18 protein-coding genes are annotated in these 18,368 nt (G+C 70.9%); 8 read left to right on the top strand and 10 right to left on the bottom strand.

Features of this window, described 5'->3' with window-relative positions; all coding sequences use genetic code 11:
* Complete coding sequence (locus ABWV53_RS00815; RefSeq protein ID WP_353361942.1) at positions 1-246, bottom strand: hypothetical protein; 246 nt, start codon at positions 244-246, stop codon at positions 1-3.
* 95 nt (positions 247-341) lie between these two features.
* Between ABWV53_RS00815 and ylqF the strand changes: the two genes are divergently transcribed.
* Entirely contained in the window at positions 342-1,262 is a 921-nt protein-coding gene (gene ylqF / locus ABWV53_RS00810) for a ribosome biogenesis GTPase YlqF (RefSeq protein ID WP_353361940.1), read from the top strand.
* 354 nt (positions 1,263-1,616) lie between these two features.
* Here the strand turns inward: ylqF and ABWV53_RS00805 are convergent, their stop codons facing one another.
* The 4 genes from ABWV53_RS00805 to ABWV53_RS00790 all read right to left on the bottom strand — a co-directional run bounded on the left by ABWV53_RS00805 (position 1,617) and on the right by ABWV53_RS00790 (position 5,978).
* Positions 1,617-3,464: a hypothetical protein gene (locus ABWV53_RS00805; RefSeq protein ID WP_353361938.1), complete on the bottom strand. Its 1,848-nt coding sequence runs from the start codon at positions 3,462-3,464 to the stop codon at positions 1,617-1,619.
* Positions 3,465-3,586: 122 nt separating this feature from the next.
* Positions 3,587-4,048: a hypothetical protein gene (locus ABWV53_RS20275; protein ID WP_502903802.1), complete on the bottom strand. Its 462-nt coding sequence runs from the start codon at positions 4,046-4,048 to the stop codon at positions 3,587-3,589.
* Positions 4,049-4,221: 173 nt separating this feature from the next.
* Complete coding sequence (locus ABWV53_RS00795; protein ID WP_502903801.1) at positions 4,222-5,466, bottom strand: MFS transporter; 1,245 nt, start codon at positions 5,464-5,466, stop codon at positions 4,222-4,224.
* Entirely contained in the window at positions 5,463-5,978 is a 516-nt protein-coding gene (locus tag ABWV53_RS00790; protein WP_353361936.1) for a RidA family protein, read from the bottom strand. Before ABWV53_RS00790 ends, ABWV53_RS00795 begins: the two co-directional genes overlap by 4 nt.
* Before the next feature lie 91 nt (positions 5,979-6,069).
* Here ABWV53_RS00790 and soxR point away from each other — a divergent pair, with 91 nt between their 5' ends.
* Positions 6,070-6,666: a redox-sensitive transcriptional activator SoxR gene (soxR, locus tag ABWV53_RS00785; RefSeq protein WP_353361934.1), complete on the top strand. Its 597-nt coding sequence runs from the start codon at positions 6,070-6,072 to the stop codon at positions 6,664-6,666.
* Positions 6,667-6,744: 78 nt separating this feature from the next.
* On the opposite strand, the gene ABWV53_RS00780 is transcribed toward soxR, so the two are convergent.
* The gene (locus ABWV53_RS00780) at positions 6,745-7,260 is read right to left on the bottom strand and encodes an MgtC/SapB family protein (protein WP_353361932.1); all 516 of its coding nucleotides are present in this window, start codon (positions 7,258-7,260) and stop codon (positions 6,745-6,747) included.
* A gap of 157 nt (positions 7,261-7,417) precedes the next feature.
* Positions 7,418-8,251, bottom strand: a complete 834-nt coding sequence (locus tag ABWV53_RS00775) for a pseudouridine synthase (protein WP_353362710.1) — start codon at positions 8,249-8,251, stop codon at positions 7,418-7,420.
* Between the two features lie 296 nt (positions 8,252-8,547).
* Here ABWV53_RS00775 and ABWV53_RS00770 point away from each other — a divergent pair, with 296 nt between their 5' ends.
* The 3 genes from ABWV53_RS00770 to ABWV53_RS00760 all read left to right on the top strand — a co-directional run bounded on the left by ABWV53_RS00770 (position 8,548) and on the right by ABWV53_RS00760 (position 12,283).
* Complete coding sequence (locus ABWV53_RS00770) at positions 8,548-9,384, top strand: GNAT family N-acetyltransferase (protein ID WP_353361930.1); 837 nt, start codon at positions 8,548-8,550, stop codon at positions 9,382-9,384.
* A gap of 182 nt (positions 9,385-9,566) precedes the next feature.
* Positions 9,567-11,822: a polyphosphate kinase 1 gene (ppk1, locus tag ABWV53_RS00765; RefSeq protein WP_353361928.1), complete on the top strand. Its 2,256-nt coding sequence runs from the start codon at positions 9,567-9,569 to the stop codon at positions 11,820-11,822.
* Complete coding sequence (locus tag ABWV53_RS00760; RefSeq protein WP_353362707.1) at positions 11,819-12,283, top strand: SixA phosphatase family protein; 465 nt, start codon at positions 11,819-11,821, stop codon at positions 12,281-12,283. The genes ppk1 and ABWV53_RS00760 overlap by 4 nt, the downstream gene beginning before the upstream one ends.
* 45 nt (positions 12,284-12,328) lie before the next feature.
* On the opposite strand, the gene ABWV53_RS00755 is transcribed toward ABWV53_RS00760, so the two are convergent.
* From ABWV53_RS00755 to ABWV53_RS00745, 3 genes are all read right to left on the bottom strand, one after another.
* Positions 12,329-12,874 carry a hypothetical protein gene (locus tag ABWV53_RS00755; protein WP_353361926.1) on the bottom strand — a complete coding sequence of 182 codons (546 nt, stop codon included), beginning with the start codon at positions 12,872-12,874 and terminating at the stop codon, positions 12,329-12,331.
* Positions 12,875-13,001: 127 nt separating this feature from the next.
* Positions 13,002-14,483 (bottom strand): Ppx/GppA phosphatase family protein, encoded by a 1,482-nt coding sequence (locus ABWV53_RS00750; protein ID WP_353361924.1) that lies wholly within the window; start codon positions 14,481-14,483, stop codon positions 13,002-13,004.
* 154 nt (positions 14,484-14,637) lie between these two features.
* On the bottom strand, positions 14,638-15,132 hold the full coding sequence (locus ABWV53_RS00745; protein ID WP_353361922.1) for a fasciclin domain-containing protein: 495 nt from the start codon (positions 15,130-15,132) through the stop codon (positions 14,638-14,640).
* Between the two features lie 201 nt (positions 15,133-15,333).
* Here ABWV53_RS00745 and pstS point away from each other — a divergent pair, with 201 nt between their 5' ends.
* The 3 genes from pstS to pstA all read left to right on the top strand — a co-directional run bounded on the left by pstS (position 15,334) and on the right by pstA (position 18,366).
* The gene (gene pstS / locus ABWV53_RS00740) at positions 15,334-16,374 is read left to right on the top strand and encodes a phosphate ABC transporter substrate-binding protein PstS (RefSeq protein WP_353361920.1); all 1,041 of its coding nucleotides are present in this window, start codon (positions 15,334-15,336) and stop codon (positions 16,372-16,374) included.
* Positions 16,375-16,537: 163 nt separating this feature from the next.
* Positions 16,538-17,461, top strand: coding sequence for a phosphate ABC transporter permease PstC (pstC, locus tag ABWV53_RS00735; RefSeq protein WP_353362705.1), 924 nt, complete (start codon positions 16,538-16,540; stop codon positions 17,459-17,461).
* Positions 17,458-18,366, top strand: a complete 909-nt coding sequence (pstA, locus tag ABWV53_RS00730; protein ID WP_353361918.1) for a phosphate ABC transporter permease PstA — start codon at positions 17,458-17,460, stop codon at positions 18,364-18,366. Before pstC ends, pstA begins: the two co-directional genes overlap by 4 nt.
* Positions 18,367-18,368 lie beyond the last annotated feature (2 nt).

Raw genomic sequence — 18,368 nt, 5'->3', positions numbered from 1 at the left:
TCAGTAGCGGCGGCGGCCGCCATAACGCCGCAGGCCGTACCGCACGAGGAAGGCGCAACCCAGCACCAGCGCGAACCAGCCCACCAGGTAGGCCTGGCGCATCATCTCGCCGACGCTGGACGAGCGCGCCACGTAGGGCGCCAGCAGCACGACGAGGCCGATGAGCGCGCAGGTCACGCCCTTGAAGAGCAGCTCGGACTCTTCCTTCTTGCTGGGGCGATGGACGGGGGGTGGAGGCAGGGGCATTCAGTGGGTACCGGAGTGGGGCTGTGGAAGTCGCGATTATCCTTGGCGCCCCTGAAAACCGTTCGCACGCCCGCGAAAGCCCGAAAGACATCCCCATGGCCATCCAGTGGTTCCCCGGTCACATGCACTCCACGCGCAAGGCGATCGCCGAGCGCATCAAGGACATCGACGTGGTGATCGAGATGCTGGACGCCCGGCTGCCCGGCTCCAGCGCCAACCCCCTGCTGTCCGAACTGACGGGCCACAAGCCCTCGGTGAAAGTGCTCAACAAGCAGGACGTGGCCGACCCGGCGCGCACTCCGCTCTGGCTCGACTGGTACAACGCCCTGCCCGAGACCAGCGCCATCGGCCTGGACGCCTCGGAGCCCGCGCCAGCGCGCCGCCTCATCGACGCCTGCCACCTGCTGGCCCCGCAACGCGGCGGCATGGCCAAGCCCATGCGGGTGCTGATCTGCGGCATTCCGAACGTGGGCAAGTCCACGCTCATCAACACCCTGAGCCAGAAAAGCCAGGCCAAGACCGGCGACGAGGCCGGCATCACCAAGCTCGAGCAGCGCATCACCCTGGCGGACGACTTCTACCTGTGGGACACGCCGGGCATGCTCTGGCCGCGCATCACCATCTCCGAGAGCGGCTACAAGCTGGCCGCGAGCGGCGCGGTCGGCAAGAACGCCTACGACGAGGAAGAGGTGGTGCTGGAACTGCTGGCGTATCTGAAGCGGCCCTACGCCCACCTGCTGGAGGCGCGCTACCGGCTCGGCCTCGCCCCCGAGGCCATCGCTGGCATGCACGAGGACGAACTGCTGGAGCTGATCGCCCGCAAGCGCGGCGCGGTGATGTCCGGCGGGCGGGTGAACGTGCAGAAGGGCGCAGAGCTGGTGTTGACGGATCTGCGCAGCGCCGTGCTGGGGCGGGTCACGCTGGAGACGCCGGCCGAGTTCGAGGTGTGGAGGGTGGCGGGGGAGGTGAAGGAGGTGGAGAGGGCGGCGAAGAAGGCGGCGAGGAAGGGGAGGTAGAGGGGGTGTTGTTGGGTTCGTTGGCGGGGTGGGGACAGGGGTGGGGCTACGGTTTTGCGGCGGATTTCTGTGCGTGGGCTGGCTGGTGACTTTCTGACGGTTCGGGATGGGCTTGTCGGGGCCTTGTCGGGGGCCGTGCTGGCAGGTGCTGGGTGGTTGCTTCACGGAGCCGAGGCGCGCTGTCGGGGGCGGTGCTGGCACGTGTTGGGTGGTTGCCTCCCGGGGCCGGGATTTCGCCCCGGCCCCGGGAAGCAATCGCACAGCAAGCGCCAGCACCGCCCCTGACAAGGCCTAGACAAGCCCTAGACAAGCCCACCCCAAACGATCAGCAGTGACTCGACACAGTCCCGCCCCTCACCACCAGATCACCCCCTCCTCCCCCTCCCAAAACACCCCCCTCCACCCCTCCACATACCGCGAATCCCCCGTCCCGAACGGATCCCCGCCCCCCGCCTTGCGCAGCATCACCAGATCCCCCCCGGCCGTCCCCACCAGCACGCTCCGCCCATCCGGGGACAGCATCACGGCCGTCACCGGGGTCGTCGCCACCGGATGCCGCCACAGCACCCGCCCCGCCGCCGCGTCCCGCCCCCACAGCACGCCCTGCGCATCGCCTTCCACGAACAACCCCTCCACCCGCGCCGCCGGGCCGTGCGCAGGCCCGGGCGCTTCGTCGGCTGGCAGCGGCGCGCAAGACAGCCGGCTGCGGTCCAGGCGCAGCCACCGCCCGCCGTCGCCGCCCACGCGCGCGGCGACGCTGCCGTCGGGCAGCCAACCCACCGGGCCCACCCGGAGCCCGTCGGCCCGGGCGCGGTCGGCCTGCGTGCCGGGGGCGAAGGCGAACCGGCGATGGAACCGCTCCGCCGCGGCGGCGCCCTGCCTGCGGCTGATCTCGCGGGCCAGCCGCAGCACGCGCGCGGCGTGCAGTGCCCGGGGGTCGGGCGAAGGCGATGGTGACGGTGCCGAAGCCGAAGCCGAAGCCGCTGGCGCATTCCCGGCCTCATCCGTGTCGGCGTCCGCATGGGCGCTCGCGTCTGCGCCCCGGCGCTCGCGGGCGGCGTGGGCGCGGCTGGCCGCTTGCCAGGTGTGCGACAGCGCCAACCAGACGGGAGGAATCACGGCCTCGTCCGGCGCGTGGGGCGGGTGATCGGCGATGGCGTCGATCCAGCCGAATGCGTCCGGCGCGTCGGCGGCCGGGTCGCAGTGTGCGGTGAGCTGCGCCTGCGCCGCGTCCAGCAGGCGCAGCAGGCGTTCGGTGTGGTCGGCGGCTTCCAGCGGCAAGGGCTCGCGGGTGTCGCCCAGGCGCTGCGCGTAGCTGACTTCCACGCCCGTTTCGCCGGGGCGCAGCGGGTCGCGCTGCACCTCGATCTGGTAGATGGCGAGGGTGTCATCGTCCTCGCTGCCATCTGGGGCGGCGGCCTCGGCGCGCGGCATGCGCGGCCAGGCCAGGCGCACCGCCGCGCCGGCAAAGGAGGCGGGTGCGTTGCGGCCCAGCCCGGAGGGCGTGGGCGCACGCGTGCTGACGGCGGCGAGGGTTTGCCAACCGCCCAGCCCTGGCGCCAGCGGGTTGCCGGGCTTCGCCGGCGCGAAGGCGGGCAGCAGGGCCAGGGCCTCGATGCGCTCAGGGGGCCAGCAGGCCAGCAGCCGTTCGCGCAGCGGGTGGTGCGCCCGGCGCTGGGCCACACCCTTGCGCCAGTAGTCGAGCAGGCCTTGCCAGGCGAGCAGGCACGCCGCGACCGCTTCGGGCGGCCCGGCATGTGTGGCCACGTCGAAGCGCTGCCAGGGCACGGCGTTCGCGTCGACGCCGGGCCGGTGGGGCCGGCAGAGCTGGGTAAAGCCGACGGGCGGGGTCGACTCGCGGCGCAGCCAGTGGCCGGCGCGGGCGGCGGCCGCCTGCAGCAGGCTGGCGTGGGTGGGGCGCCGGGCGTCGGCGATCCAGAAATCCCACTGCCCCCAGACGGTGAGAAAGAGTCCGTCGTGGTAGGTGTCGCCGTCGTCGTCCACGTGCGCCCGGGTCAGCAGAAAGTCGGTGTCCCCGAACCAGCCCTGCGCGGTCTGGCGGTGCTTGTCGGGCAGGGCGACGCGCAGCAGTTGGCCCAGGGCCTGCGGCGTGGGCGCGGTGTCGGCGGCAGGGGGCAGCGCGGGCCCGGCGGGCAGTGCGGGCAGGCCAGGGTGGGCAGCGGTGGGCGGGGTGGCGGGCATCGGTGCTCGGACTGTGCCACGGGCTGACCCCAGACGTGCCGACGGGGCCAGTCGGCCCCAGATGTGCACGACGGGGCCATTCGGCCCCGTCGTGCACCGTGGCCGGACGGCCCGGCGTCCGGTCAGCTGCCCTGGCGCTGGGTCAGGTCGTCGGTGTAGTCGTGTTCGACGGCATGGCCGTCCTGCGACACCTCGGGGTCGGACACTGGCTGGTCGGCCGAGCCCTGGCTCTGCACCTGCGCTCCATCCGGGCCCCGGCTCTGGCTCTGCTGGCCGGAAGTGTCGGGAGCGGCCTGCGAAGCACCAGCCTCGGTGCCGGCATCGTCCTCTTCGCTTTGCGGCGCTACCGCCGGCTCGCCGTCCACGAGGATCTTGCCCTCGCGGGCATAGCGCTCGAACTGGTCGCGCGGCATGGCAGCCAGGCCGGCGGCGTCGTTGTCGGCCTTCCAGCTCAGGGTCACGCTGTCGGGCGCATGGGTCAACTCCACCGGGCCTTCCGGAATGGCCACCGGCATGCCGTCGCCTTCGCGGTAGGTGACTTCACCCTGGATGGCGGCTTGCTGTGTTCCGTGTTCTGTAGTCATTTGCGTCCTCTTCGTGAGATGGGCGCCAGTGGCGCGGATGAGAGCCCCGATTACACCGGCGCCGGCATGCGGCGAGGTGTCGGACAACGCCCGCTTTTGCAGTGCAATATCGAAGATAAATCTGCCGTCAGCGCCCGTGGATACTGCGCATGGCGCTATCAAATCAAAAGCGATCAAGTGACCCGTGCGGCCCGTGCGGCCCGCACGGCAAGCCGGCTGTCGTGCCAGCATGCCGCGGCATTCGCGAGGCCGATCGCCACGCCCACGGCGCAGGTCGCCGGCCAGCCGCCGGCCTGCCAGGCCAGCGAGCCAGCGGCGGAGCCGGCCGCCGCGCCGCTGAAGTAGCCCGTCATGTACACGGCGTTCAGGCGGGATCGGGCTTCGGGCGCCAGGGCGTAGATCACGTTCTGGTTGCTGATGTGCACGCCCTGCAGCGCCAGGTCAATCAACAGCATGCCGACCAGGAACCACGCCACGCTGGCGCCGCCCCACCAGAGCGGCAGCCAGCTGGCCAGCACCAGCAGCACCGATGCGCGGGTGGTCCACTGCTCGCGCCCCTGGTCGGCCATGCGGCCGGCCACGTTGGCCATCAGCGCCCCGGCCACGCCGGCCAGGCCCACCAGGCCGATCTGCGCATCGGTCAGGCGGTGGGCGGGCCCGCCCAGCAGCAGCGCCATGGTGGAGAACAGCACGCTCACCGACGCGAACGAGAGCCCGCCCAGCAGGGCGCGGCTGCGCAGCCGGGGGTGGCGGGCGGCGAGCGTGCCCAGCGATCGCAGCACCTGCCCGTAGGCCGGCGCATGGGCGGGCGGGGGCAGCGGCGGCAGGGCGCGCCACAGGGCCAGCGCCACCAGCAGCACGGCCACGCCCGCTGCGCGGTACACCAGGTTCCAGCCGCCCAGGCCCGAGAGCAGCCCGGCCACGCTGCGCGCCGCGAGGATGCCGATCAGCAGCCCGCTCATCACCGTGCCCACCGCCCGGCCGCTGCGGCCGGGCGCGGCCAGGGCTGCGGCCAGCGGCACGAGCACCTGCGCGGCGACCGAGAACAGGCCCGTCATCGCCGTGCCCACGGCCAGCGCCGCGAAACTGGTGGACCAGCCGCTCAGGAAGAGCCCGGCGGCGGCCAGTACCATCAGCACGGTGATGAGCCGTCGGCGCTCCAGCGTATCGCCCAGCGGCACGAGCAGCAGCAGCCCACAGGCGTACGACACCTGCGCCAGCGTCACGGTCAGCGCGGCGGTGGATTCGCCCACGCGCAGGTGGGTGGCGATGGAGTGCAGCAGCGGCTGGTTGTAGTAGTTGGCGCCGGCGCACAGCCCGCAGGCCAGCGCCATCAGCCAGAGGACGGGCGTGGTGAGGGGCTGCGGCGGCGTGGCGGAGGGGGCGGACGGGGAGGTGGTGTCGTGCACGGATGTCATGGCGTGGCGGGCGAGGCTTCGCCGGGCGATTCGGTGTCGGCCTCCGGCCGGAGATAGGCGGTGGCGTCGAACTCGAACAGCATGCCATCGAGCGCGAGGCGCGGCACGGGAATCAGCGTGCAGGCGGGCGTGGGCGCTTGGCCCCACATCGCCATCAGCGCACGGCTGAAGACGGCCAGGCGCGCCTCGCTGTGGTCCACCACCAGCACGGTGAGCCGGGCCACGTCGGACGGCGTGGCGCCGGCGGCGGACAGCGCCACGCCCAGGTTGCGCAGCGCCTGGTGCACCTGCGCATCGAAGCCCGGCGCCAGCCGCCCCGCGGCATCTTCGCCGCCCTGGCCGGCGATGTGCACCACGCGGGCCGGCGGCGACACGATGGCCAAGTGCGAATAGCCATGGGGCTGCGGGTCGTAGAGCCCGCGGGGGTTGTGCAGGCGCAGCAGCGGCGCGGAGGGCGCGAAGGGCGCGGAGTGGGGAGCGGAGGGATCGGCAGAGGTAGGGACAGTGGGCATGGGTGTCGAAGGGCAGTGACCAAAGCGTTTAGTATCGAACCTCAACAAAACTTGAGGTCAAGCGGCGCCGCCCGCCGTCTTCCACCGCTGCATGCCACGTTCTTCGAATCCAGGCGACTTCGCCCACCCGGTCGCCGAGCGCGCCACGGCCGAGCTGACGGTGGGCGAAGTCGCCCAGCGTAGCGGCGTAGCGGTATCGGCGCTGCACTTCTACGAGTCCAAGGGTTTGATCGACAGCGTGCGCACGGCGGGCAACCAGCGGCGCTACCCGCGTTCGGTGCTGCGGCGGGTGGCCGTCATCAAGGTGGCGCAGCGCATGGGCGTGCCGCTGGCTGAGATCGCCGCCGCGCTGCAGGCGCTGCCGGCAGGGCGCACGCCCACGGCGGCCGACTGGGGGCGCATGTCGGCGCGCTGGAAGGACGGGCTGGACGAGCGCATCCGCGTGCTGACGCAGTTGCGCGATCAGCTGGGTGGGTGCATCGGCTGCGGCTGCCTGTCGCTCAAGGACTGCCCGCTGCGCAATGCGCGCGACGTGCTGGCCCAGGGCGGCCCCGGGCCGCATTTCGCGCCAGCCGAACCCGCGGCGCGGGCCGGGCGCCGGGCTCCGCCGGCCCCTGCCGCACCAGTGGAACACCCGGAGTGGATCTGGCCGGCGCCCCGGCGGAGTGGCGGGCGCAAGGCCCCATGAATTCAGATGAAATGGGCCTCTGGCGCCCGAAGAAAAAGCGCGGGGTGCTATCGAATAATAGTGAAGCAGGGGAGGGGCTCAGTCCTTGGCGCTGGGCGGGGCGTCTTCTCCCTTGCCTTGAAAGACTTCCTGCAGCAGCGGAATGGCCCAGAAGATGAGCAGCGCCAGCCCGGTGGCCAGCAGCGCGGTGAATTCCAGGCCCAGCCCGGCCGCAACGCCGATGGCCGCCGTGAGCCAGATGCCGGCGGCGGTGGTCAACCCCTTGACCTGGCTTTCCGCATCGCCCTTGAGGATGGTGCCGGCCCCGAGGAAGCCCACGCCCGCGATGATGCCCTGCAGCACCCGGCTGTTGTCCGCCGGGTCGATGCCGGCCTGCTGCGCGGCCAGCACGAACATGGCCGCGCCCATCGACACCAGCATGTGGGTGCGCACGCCGGCCGCCTTGCCCTTGTGCTCGCGCTCCAGGCCCAGCAGGCCGCCCAGCAGCGCGGCGATGGACAGGCGCAGCACGATGCGGATGAACTGCTCGGCGTCCGGCACGTCGGAAAACTCCGCCGCCACCGTGTCGCGGAAGGTGTCCCAGGTGCTGCTCATGCGGCGCCCCCACAAAGCGGAGCGGGGCGGCATGATGCGCCGGTGGGGGCGGTGGTAGCGGGGTCGGTCGGCTGCAGCAGCGCGTGGTGTGGCATGGGTGATCGGTGGGGAGGTGTATTGCAGTTGGCAGGGCGCACCGTGGAACGCTCCACGCAAGCTAGCGCTTTTCCGCCCCGCGCGGGGTAGGCGCTATCTCACACGGCGCCGTGCCCGGGTCTGCCTGTGGCGCTGCGGCCGGCTGCCAGAGGCCGCGCTGCCAGAGCGACATCCAGCCCGCCACGTCGGCCGGGCCGCCCGGGTGTAGGGCGCCGCCAGCTGGCTCGCCCGGCGCCGGCAGCCCGCTGTGCAGCCTGAGCACGTCGCCCGTGACCGGGTGCGGCACCTGCAGGCGCCACGCGTGCAGCCAGAGCCGCTGGCCGCCCAGGCGCTCGGCCCACCAGCGGTTGAGCGGGCCCTTGCCGTGGGTGGCGTCGCCGATGATGGGGTGGGCGATGTGCTTGAGATGGCGGCGGATCTGATGCCGGCGGCCGGTCTCGGGCATGGCGTGGACCAGCGAGGCGCGGGTGGTGGCGAAGCGCGGGTCCGCCGACTCCGGCCATTCCAGCCGGGCCACGCATCGCAGGGCGGTGCGGGCGTCCTGCACGGGCGCGTCGGGCGGGGCGTCGTCCGGGCGAAGGGGGTGGTCCACCTGCATTGCCGTAGGCGCCCAGCCGCGCACCAGCGCCAGGTAGTCCTTGCGCACGGCGTGGCGCTCGAAGGCCTGCGACAGGGCCCGGGCGGCATCCGGGTGCAGCGCCATCACCAGCACGCCGCAGGTGCCCTTGTCCAGCCGGTGCACCGGGTACACGTGCCGGCCCAACTGGTCGCGCAGTGTCTGCATCACGAAGCGGGTCTCGCCCGCGTCCAGCCCGGTGCGGTGCACCAGCCAACCGGCGGGCTTGTAGACGGCCACGAGATGCTCGTCGCGCCAGAGGATGTACAGGGGAGGCATGCGGAGCGGAAGGAAGGCGGCCGTCGCGAGGTCGGCCCGTAGAACGAAGACGAAGAACGAGGGAAGAGGGCGCCGATTGTCTGTCATGCGGTGTTCATGCACCGGACATGGCCGCGTCACACCGGCGCGGCACATTGCAGGCACTGGCGGTGCACGCCGACCCGGCGCGAAGCGATGCGCGAGCCGCAGCACCTCAGCCGCCGCCCGCCAGACCGCCGGGCGGGCCGGGGAATGCACGGGGTGACCGAGCGGTCGAGATGCACTGAATGCCTGCATTCCTATTCCAGGAGAGCCCGATGAACGAATTGCCGACGCCGACCATGGCCCTGAACCCCGCCACCCTGCCCAGGGGGTCACTTCACCGCCCAGGCAGCGCGGCGGGCGTGGGCGGGGCTGCGCCAGCGCGCGGTGCTGTGGCGGTGGAATGGGCGCGGCATGCCGACGAAGTGCGGGAAGCACAGCGCCTGAGATTCGCCGTTTTCGCCGGGGAGATGGGCGCACGCCTGAACACGCCCCTGCCTGGCCACGACGTGGACCTGTTCGATGACTATTGTGAGCATCTGCTGGTCCGCGATGCAGATACCCGGCAGGTGATTGGCACCTACCGCGTGCTGACGCCGGCCCAGGCACGGCGCGTGGGCGGCACCTACAGCGACACCGAGTTCGACCTCACCCGCCTGCGCAGCCTGCGCTCGCGCATGGTGGAGCTGGGCCGCAGTTGCGTGCACCCCGACCACCGCCACGGCGGCGTGATCCTGGCCCTGTGGGGCGCCCTTGCCGACTTCATGGTGCGCAACCAGCTCGACACCATGATCGGCTGCGCCAGCATTCCCATGCTGCACGGCGGCGTGGTGAGCGGCGACGCGGCGGCCAGCATCTGGCAGCAGCTGCGCCAGACCCATATGGCGCCCATCGACTACCACGTGCTGCCCCGCCTGGCGCTGCCGGTGGAGCAGCTCGACGGCAGCCTGCCGATCGAGCCGCCCGCGCTCATCAAGGGCTACCTGCGGCTGGGCGCCCGCGTGCTGGGTGCGCCTGCCTGGGACCCGGACTTCAACACCGCCGACCTGCCCATGCTGATGCGGCTGGCCGACCTGCCGGTGAAGTACCGCAAGCATTTCCTGGGCGCGTGATCGCGGCCGGGCGGCGCAGTTGCGGCGCCGTGGGCCATCGAGGTGCTCGCCCGGCTCCGCCGGCCCACGGTCTCGCGCTCGGGCGGGCATCCCGCCGACATGACGGCTGCGTGTCAGTGTCATGAATTTGTCACCTGACCGTCTCATACTTGCTTTCGTCCGTGTTTCCCTCTTCGCTGCCCATGCCGCCTTTCATCCCCGCCAGCGTGCCACTGCCTTCCATTGCGGCAGCGCAGAGCGAGCCGGGCGGACCCTCGGCCGCGCCTTCCGCCGCCGCCCACGGCCTGGCGGCGGCTTCCGGGCCTTCCGCGCCGGCCGTGCCGGCCGCCAGCGGCGAGCCGCCGCCCCTGGCCCTGCTCGACCGCGACCATTCCATCCTCGCGTTCAACGAGCGCGTGTTCGACTGGGCGGCGCGCACCGACGTGCCCCTGCTGGAGCGCTTGCGCTACCTCTGCATCGTCTCGTCCAACCTCGACGAGTTCTTCGAGGTGCGGGCCGCCGCCCACCTGACGGCCGCGCAGGCCGGCGAGACCAAGGGCCCCTACAGCGTGGAGTCGTTCGAGACGCTGGCCGCCCATGCCCATGCGCTGGTGGAGCGGCAGTACGCCCTCTACAACGAGTCGCTGGTGCCGGCCTTCGCCAAGGCGGGTATCTGCCTCGTGTCGCACGGCGAGCGGAGCGGCGCGCAGCGGCGCTGGGTGCGCGACTACTTCACCCGCGAGGTGCGTCCGCTGCTCATTCCGGTGGGGCTGGACCCGGCGCACCCCTTCCCGCAGGTGGCCAACAAGTCGCTCAACTTCATCGTGCGCCTCAAGGGCGACGACGCGTTCGGCCGCGAGAACGAGATCGCCATCGTCAAGGTGCCGCGCATCCTGCCGCGCGTGCTGCGCCTGCCGCCCGAGGTAGCGCCCAAGGGCCTGCAGTTCGTCAGCCTCTCGAGCATCGTGCGAACGCACCTGGCGGATCTCTTTCCCGGGCGCGAGGTGTCCGAGTTCTCGCAGTTCCGCGTCACCCGCCACTCCGACCTGGCGGTGGACGAGGAAGACGTGCGCAACCTGCGCACCGCGCTGCGCCAGGGCCTGCAGCATCGCCACTACGGCCAGGCCGTGCGGCTGGAGGTCTCGGCGGGCTGTTCGCGCTTTCTGTCCGACTTCCTGCAGTCGCAGTTCGGCCTGCCCGCCGCGGCGCTCTACCGCGTGCACGGGCCGGTGAACCTGGTGCGGCTGTCGCAGCTGGTCGATCTGGTAAACGTGGCGGTGCTCATGTTCCCGCCCTGGCGAGCCGCCTGGCCCGCGCAGCTGCCGCCGGGCACGCCGATCCTGGCGCAGATGAAGAAGCGCGACGTGCTGATCCACCAGCCCTTCGAGAGCTTCGACGGCGTGCTCGCCTTCCTGCGCGAGGCGGTCAACGACCCGCAGGTGCTGGTCATCAAGCAGACCATCTACCGCACCGGCTCCGATTCGGAAATGATGGACCTGCTGCGCGAGGCCGTGCGCCGCGGCAAGGAAGTGATGGTGGTGGTGGAGCTCAAGGCGCGCTTCGACGAAGAGGCCAACATCAACTGGGCCGAGGCGCTGGAATCCATCGGCGCGCAGGTGGTCTACGGCGTGGTGGGGCTGAAGACCCATGCCAAGATGCTGCTGGTGACGCGGCGCGAGGGCCGCCATCTGCGGCGCTACGGGCACCTCTCCACCGGCAACTACAACCGCCGCACGGCGCGGCTCTACACCGACCTCAGCTACCTCACGGCCGACGAACACGTCACGGCCGACATGGACGCCGTGTTCGACCACCTGGCCAGCCAGAACCCGCTGCCGCGCCTGAAGCGCCTGGTGATGGCGCCCTTCCACCTGCAGCGGGCCATGCTCGACTGCATCGAGGCGGTGGCCGCGGCGGCCGAGCGCGGCGAAGACGCGCGCATCGTCGCGAAGATGAACGCGCTGACCGACGAAGCCCTGATCCATGCGCTGGTGCGCGCCGGCCAGTGCGGAGCGCGCATCGACCTCATCGTGCGCGGGGCCTGCATGCTGCCGGCGCAGGTGCCGGGCGTGACCGGCAACATCCGCGTGCGCTCGGTGATCGGCCGGTTCCTGGAGCACACGCGGGTGTTCTACTTCCGCAGCGGCGCCAAGGAATCGCTCTACCTCTCCAGCGCCGACTGGATGAACCGCAACATGCTGCGGCGGGTGGAACTGGCCTGGCCGGTGACCGACGCCCGGCTGCGCCAGCGCATCATCGACGAATGCCTGGTGGCGTACCTGCACGACGACCGCGACGCCTGGACACTGCAGTCGGACGGCAGTTACCGGCGCGCCCCCCGGCCGCTGGACGGCCTGGGCGCACAGTTGGCATTGACCCAGCGCTACGGCAGCGCGCCGGGTGGCGCTAGCACCGCCGCCGGTGCGCCGGGCGGCTCCGGCGGGCGAAAGGGCGGCTGATGGACCTGATCCTGTGGCGCCATGCCGAAGCGGTCGAGGCCACCGAGGGCGGGGACGACCTGGAGCGGGCCCTGACCGGCCGCGGCGAGAAGCAGGCTGCCCGCATGGCGGCCTGGCTGGACCGGCAACTGCCAGAGGGCCTGCGCGTGCTGGCCAGCCCCGCCAAGCGCACCGACCAGACGGCACGGGCGCTGGGCCGCAAGTTCAAGCTGCGCGCCGAGCTGCTGCCCGGCGGCGCGCCCGCCGACCTGCTGGAGCTGGTGCAGTGGCCTCGCCAGCGGGGCGCGGTGCTGGTCGTGGGCCACCAGCCCATGCTGGGCCAGACGGTGGCGCAGCTGCTGGGCCTGCAGGCCGGCGACTGCGCGATCCGCAAGGGCGCGGTGTGGTGGCTGCGCCACCGCCAGCGGCCCGAGGGCGACGAGACGGTGCTGATGGCCGTGCAGTCGCCTGAATTCCTGTAGACCGCCTGCACTTCGGGGCGCGGGCGGTGGCGGCCGCCGCGCGGCTTACTTGCGTGCGGCCCTGGCGCGCTTGGCCGGGGCAGCCGGCGCGGCGGCGGGTGCCGGCTCGGCCTTCGGACGGCCGGTCTTGATGGACGGCACGGCCTGCAGCGCCTTCATCAGCGCATCGTCGGGCAGGCTGGCCAGCAGCTTCAGGCCGGCGCGCAGCAATTCGCTCTTCTTGGCGGTGGGGGCCCACTGGCCGGAGCGCTGCTTGAGCGCTTCGATGACGGCGTACTCGTCCTTCGGGATGGTGAAGCTGTCGCGCACCAGCTTGGGCTTCTTGGCTTTCGCGGCCTTGTCTTCTGCGGCCGATGCCTTGCGCGCGGCCGGGGCGGCCGCCGCGGGCTTGGGCTTGGCATGCTTCGCCGCCGCGGCCTTCTTGGCAGGGGCGGGCTTGGCGCCCTGCAGTGCCGTGGCAGCGGCCTTGGTGGTCTTGGCGGCCTTTGTGGGTTTCACGGAAGGGGCTGCCGCCGGGGCGGCTGGCGCGGGCTCGGCGACGGGTGGGGTGGCAACTGTGGAATCGGCGGCGGAAGTGCGGGTGGCGGACATTCGGAACTCCAGATGAAACGATATAAACAGTTTATATCGTTTGCATCCGGGTTCCAAGATTCCTGCACGATGTCGGGCCGAAGCGGCTGCGCGGCGACCCCTTGGCGGGCGGCCACGCAGAGACCGGTCACGGCAGCTCGGCCACGAACTCCCAGGGCGTCTTCTGCCAGGCAATGGTTTCGTCGCGCAGCAGGTGCGCGGATTGCGGGTAGGTGGCGGCCCAGCCCGGCCGCGCGCGCACGGTGCAGCGGTGGCCGTCCAGCTGGAGGGCGATGCCCTCCACGTCGGGATCGCGGCGCGCATGGCACAGCGCCACCGCCACGCGCAGGCACATCAGCTGCAGCGCCAGCACCGGGTCGTCGATGCCCGCCTCGAGCTTGCGCACCTTGCCGCGGTGGCCCATCACCAGCAGGCCCAGGCGATGCAGCTCGGGCAGCGAGAAGCCGGCGGCGTCGGTGTGCTCGAGGATGTAGGCGCCATGGCGGTGGTAGTCGCTGTGCGATATGCGGCTGCCCACTTCGTGCAGCAGGGCCGCCCACTCCAGCTTGCGGGCGGCGGGTTCGGAGCCGGCCGGCGCCGCCGCCGTGAACAGCGCGCAGGCGACGCGGGCCACGCGCTCTGCATGCGGCACGTCCACCGCGAAGCGCTGCATCAGGCCGCGCACCGTGGCGGAACGCAGGTCGGTGGCGGGCCGTTCGCGGTCCAGCAGGTCGTAGAGCGCGCCCTGCCGCAGGGCGCCCTGCGCCACGTGCATCTGGTCGATGCGCAGCAGATCAAACACCGCGCGCAGCACGCTGATGCCACCGCCGATCACGGCGCGGCGGTCTTCCTTGAGCCCTTCCAGCCGCACCCGGTCGGCGCTGCGGGCCTGCAGCATCTGCGCGAGCAGCCAGTCCAGGCCCTCGCGGGTGATGAGCCCGGGCGTGCCGCCGGCGGCGGAAGACAGGATCTCCCCCACCGCGCCCGCCGTGCCCGAGGAGCCATAGGCCACGTCCCAGGCGTCGCGCCGGTAGGTGGCCAGCGCCTCGTCCAGCACCGCCTTGGCGGCGATCTCGGCCAGCATGAAGGCCTGCTGGGTGAACTGCCCTTCCGGGAAGTAGCGGGTGGACCAGGCCACGCTTCCGACCCGGAACGAGGCCACCGCCGTGGGCGTGAACTGCTGGCCCAGGATCATCTCGGTGGAGCGCCCGCCGATGTCCACCACCAGCCGCCGTTCGTCCGACTGGGGCAGGAGGTGCGCCACGCCCTGGTAGATCAGCCGCGCCTCTTCGGGGCCCGACACCACGTCGATCGGGTGGCCCAGGATCTCGTTGCCGCGCTGGATGAACACGTCGCGGTTCTTCGCCTCGCGCAGGGTCTGGGTGGCCACCACGCGCACCTGCCCGGGCGCGAAGCCGGCCAGCCGCTCGGCGAAGCGGGCCAGGCAGTCCCAGCCGCGCTGCATGGCAGCCGGCGTCAGGTTGCGGTCTTCGTCCAGGCCGCTGCCCTGGCGCACCGTTTCCTTCAGGTATTCGATCCGCTGGATATGGCCGTGTTCGACGCGGCCGATTTCGAGGCGAAAGCTGTTGGATCCCAAATCCACAGCGGCGAGCAGTGTTCCGTCTTGCATGGGTGTGCGCTGGGCGCGGGTTCTTCTGTCGGTCCAGCATAGCACCAGCGGTGCGGCCCGCTCCACGCCGCCGGCCGGCCGGCGCGCGGGTGCGCGGGCGGACGGTCGGGCCGGGCGCACCTTGCTCATGCGAAGGGATGCGATGGGCGGCTGATCACTTGGCGCGGGGCGGCATCAGCACGCGGTCGATCACGTGCACAACGCCGTTGGGCGCGCGCAGATCGGCCTGCTCGACGAGGGCGTCCTCGACGGTCACGAAGCCGCCGGCCCGGGCGAGCGCCACCGAGCCTCCCTGCAGCGTCTTCGCATTGCCGGGCTTCACGTCGGCGCTGGCCAGCGAGCCGGCCACGATGTGGTAGCTCAGCACCTGTTTGAGCTGCACCTTGTCGGCCTGCAGGGCCTGCAGCGTCTTGGCCGGCACGGCCGCGAAGGCGGCGTCGGACGGAGCGAACACCGTGTGCGGCTCCTTGCCGCGCAGCAGCCCGTCCAGGCCGGCCTCGATGGCCAGCTTGTGGAAGGTGGTCAGCGAGGGCGTGCCGGCGACGACGTCGCCCAGGCTGGCGGGTGCCGTGGGCTGGGTCGCGCAGGCGCCGAGCGTGAGCAGGGCGGCGAGGGCGAGGGCGGAATGCAGGGCTTGGCGGCGGAACATGGTGTCTCCCGAAAAGAAAGGTGGGGCGCCGGCCCATGCCGGCCCGCGCAGATTACGCAGGGCGTGCGACAGCCCCGTGACGGTTTCGTGTCACAAACCCCTCTTGCGCACTGCGTGACAGGGGTGCTTTTTTGTCATGTCGGTGTCACAAAGCGCACCTAGAGTCACGCCATCGATTGTTCCAACCCAAGAGGTCTCTCCATGAAACTGTCCGCAATCCGTGTCCTGGTGTCTGCCGTCGTGGCTGCCGGTGCTTTCTCCAGCGCCTGGGCCCAGCAGGAGGCCACCGGTGCCGGTGCCAGCTTCCCGGCGCCGCTCTACTCCAAATGGGCTGCCGACTACAACAAGGCGACGGGCGTGAAGATCAACTACCAGTCCGTCGGCTCCGGTGCCGGACTGCGCCAGATCGAGGCCAAGACCGTGGACTTCGGCGCCTCCGACGCGCCGCTGAAGGACGACGAGCTGGCCAAGAAGGGCCTGGTGCAGTTCCCCACCGTGATCGGCGGCGTGGTGCCGGTCGTCAACATCAAGGGCATCACTCCCGGCCAGCTGAAGCTGAGCGGCCAGGTGCTGGGCGACATCTACCTGGGCAAGATCACCAAGTGGAACGACCCCGCCATCGCCGCGCTGAACGCCGGCGTGAACCTGCCCGACGCCGCCATCGCCCCGGTACGCCGCGCCGACGGCTCGGGCACCAGCTTCATCTTCACCAACTACCTGAGCAAGGTGAACGCCGAGTGGAAGTCCAAGGTCGGCGAAGGCACGGCCGTGAACTGGCCCACCGGCGCGGGCGGCAAGGGCAACGAGGGCGTGGCCGCCTTCGTGGGCCGCCTGCCCAACTCCATCGGCTATGTCGAGTACGCCTACGTCAAGCAGAACAAGATGACCTATGTTCAGCTGCAGAACGCCGACGGCGCCTACGTCTCGCCCGACGACGACGCCTTCAAGGCGGCTGCCGGCGGCGCCGACTGGTCCAAGAGCTTCTACCAGATCCTGACGAACCAGCCCGGCAAGGCCGCGTGGCCCATCACCGGCGCCACCTTCATCCTGATGCAGAAGAGCCAGGACAAGCCCGCCCAGGCCGCCACCTCGCTGAAGTTCTTCGAGTGGGCCTACCAGTCCGGCGACAAGACCGCCGCCGATCTGGACTACGTGCCCATGCCCGACAGCGTGAAGACCGTGATCATGAAGTCCTGGGGCGAGATCAAGGACACTTCCGGCAAGGCGATCTCGCTGAAGTAATGCTGCACGGGCCCGCCTCCGGCGGGCCTCTGTTCGCCCTCCACATCACAAGGCCAAAGACGTGTCCACTACGTTGCCGGTTCGCAGCACGAGCGCCCGCGAGGGCGCGTCGAGCGTTCCCCGAACCAATCCTCCCTCTCGCTCGCCCCTCATCTCCGGCGTGCTGGCCGACCGCATCTTCGGGGTGCTGGCGCGCGGCGCGGCGCTGCTGACGCTGGCGCTCCTGCTGGGCATCCTGGCATCGCTCGTCGTCGGGGCCTGGCCCTCGATAGAGAAGTACGGCCTCACCTTCCTGGGCAGCAGCGTCTGGGACCCGGTGCAGGACGAGTACGGCGGCCTGGTGATGATCTACGGCACCATCGCCACCTCGATCATCGCGCTGGTGATCGCCGTGCCGGTCAGCTTCGGCATCGCGCTCTTCCTGACCGAGCTGTCGCCCGCCTGGCTCAAGCGCCCGCTGGGCACGGCCATCGAGCTGCTGGCGGCGGTGCCCTCCATCGTTTACGGCATGTGGGGCCTCATGGTGTTCGGCCCCATCCTCGCCACCTACGTGCAGCAGCCGCTGCAATCGCTCTTTTCCGGCGTGCCCTTCCTGGGCGCGTTCGTGTCCGGCCCGCCGGTGGGCATCGGCATCCTGGCGGCCGGCATCATCCTGGCCATCATGATCATTCCGTTCATCGCCGCCGTGATGCGCGACGTGTTCGAGGTGACGCCCGCGCTGCTGAAGGAATCGGCCTACGGCCTGGGCTCCACCACCTGGGAGGTCGTCTGGAAGGTCGTGCTGCCCTACACCAAGACCGGCGTGCTGGGCGGCGTGATGCTCGGCCTGGGCCGCGCGCTGGGTGAAACCATGGCCGTCACCTTCGTGATCGGCAACATGAACCAGCTCAACTCGCTCTCGATCTTCGAAGCGGCCAACAGCATCACCTCGGCGCTGGCCAACGAGTTCGCGGAAGCCGGCGAAGGCCTGCACCAGGCATCGCTGATCTACCTGGGCCTGGTGCTGTTCTTCATCACCTTCGTGGTGCTGGCCCTGTCCAAGGTGCTGCTGTCGCGGCTCAAGAAGAACGAAGGAACCCGCTCATGAACACGACGATCCCCTCCACCCCCGCCTCCACCTCGCAACGGCTCATTTCGGCGGCTGAACTGGCCAAGGTGCGCCAGGCACGCTACGACCGGCGCAAGCGCGTCAACCAGATCGCGCTCACCCTCTCGCTGCTGGCCATGGCCTTCGGCGTCTTCTGGCTGGTCTGGATCCTGTGGGAGACCGTGCGCCTGGGCGTCGGCGGCCTCAGCATCGCGCTGTTCACCGACATGACGCCGCCGCCCAACGAGGCCGGCGGCATTTCCAACGCCATCTTCGGCTCGGCGGTGATGGTGCTGCTGGCGACCTTCGTGGGCACGCCCATCGGCATCATGGCGGGCGTGTACCTAGCCGAGTACGACACGCGCGGCTGGCTCGCATCCACCACCCGCTTCGTCAACGACATCCTGCTGTCGGCGCCCAGCATCGTGATCGGGCTCTTCGTCTACACCGTGGTGGTGGCCCGGTTCAAGAGCTTCTCCGGCTACGCCGGCGTGATCGCCTTGGCGCTGATCGTGATTCCCGTGGTCATCCGCACCACCGAGAACATGCTGGTGCTGGTGCCGGCCAGCCTGCGCGAGGCGGCCTACGCCCTGGGCACGCCCAAGTGGAAGGTGATCGTGATGGTCACGCTGCGCGCGGCCCGCGCCGGTGTCATCACCGGCGTGCTGCTGGCCGTGGCCCGCATCGCGGGCGAAACCGCGCCGCTGCTCTTCACCGCGCTGAACAACCAGTTCTGGAACGCCGATCTCTCCAAGCCCATGGCCAGCCTGCCGGTCACGATCTTCAAGTTCGCCATGAGCCCTTACGAAAACTGGCAGCAGCTGGCCTGGGCCGGCGTGTTCCTCATCACCGTGGCGGTGCTCGGTCTGAACATCCTGGCGCGCGTTCTGACGCGGCAGAAGTGACC

This window comes from Acidovorax sp. FG27 (assembly GCF_040365715.1).
In the GTDB taxonomy this organism is placed as follows: Bacteria; Pseudomonadota; Gammaproteobacteria; order Burkholderiales; family Burkholderiaceae_C; genus Paracidovorax.
This window is presented reverse-complemented; position numbering and strand designations above follow the sequence as displayed.

Coding starts and splice junctions, on each gene's coding strand:
- ABWV53_RS00815 (WP_353361942.1), bottom strand. CDS start 246: ATGCCCCTGCCTCCACCCCCCGTCCATCGCCCCAGCAAGAAGGAAGAG.
- ylqF (WP_353361940.1), top strand. CDS start 342: ATGGCCATCCAGTGGTTCCCCGGTCACATGCACTCCACGCGCAAGGCG.
- ABWV53_RS00805 (WP_353361938.1), bottom strand. CDS start 3,464: ATGCCCGCCACCCCGCCCACCGCTGCCCACCCTGGCCTGCCCGCACTG.
- ABWV53_RS20275 (WP_502903802.1), bottom strand. CDS start 4,048: ATGACTACAGAACACGGAACACAGCAAGCCGCCATCCAGGGTGAAGTC.
- ABWV53_RS00795 (WP_502903801.1), bottom strand. CDS start 5,466: ATGACATCCGTGCACGACACCACCTCCCCGTCCGCCCCCTCCGCCACG.
- ABWV53_RS00790 (WP_353361936.1), bottom strand. CDS start 5,978: ATGCCCACTGTCCCTACCTCTGCCGATCCCTCCGCTCCCCACTCCGCG.
- soxR (WP_353361934.1), top strand. CDS start 6,070: ATGCCACGTTCTTCGAATCCAGGCGACTTCGCCCACCCGGTCGCCGAG.
- ABWV53_RS00780 (WP_353361932.1), bottom strand. CDS start 7,260: ATGAGCAGCACCTGGGACACCTTCCGCGACACGGTGGCGGCGGAGTTT.
- ABWV53_RS00775 (WP_353362710.1), bottom strand. CDS start 8,251: ATGCCTCCCCTGTACATCCTCTGGCGCGACGAGCATCTCGTGGCCGTC.
- ABWV53_RS00770 (WP_353361930.1), top strand. CDS start 8,548: ATGAACGAATTGCCGACGCCGACCATGGCCCTGAACCCCGCCACCCTG.
- ppk1 (WP_353361928.1), top strand. CDS start 9,567: ATGCCGCCTTTCATCCCCGCCAGCGTGCCACTGCCTTCCATTGCGGCA.
- ABWV53_RS00755 (WP_353361926.1), bottom strand. CDS start 12,874: ATGTCCGCCACCCGCACTTCCGCCGCCGATTCCACAGTTGCCACCCCA.
- ABWV53_RS00750 (WP_353361924.1), bottom strand. CDS start 14,483: ATGCAAGACGGAACACTGCTCGCCGCTGTGGATTTGGGATCCAACAGC.
- ABWV53_RS00745 (WP_353361922.1), bottom strand. CDS start 15,132: ATGTTCCGCCGCCAAGCCCTGCATTCCGCCCTCGCCCTCGCCGCCCTG.
- pstS (WP_353361920.1), top strand. CDS start 15,334: ATGAAACTGTCCGCAATCCGTGTCCTGGTGTCTGCCGTCGTGGCTGCC.
- pstA (WP_353361918.1), top strand. CDS start 17,458: ATGAACACGACGATCCCCTCCACCCCCGCCTCCACCTCGCAACGGCTC.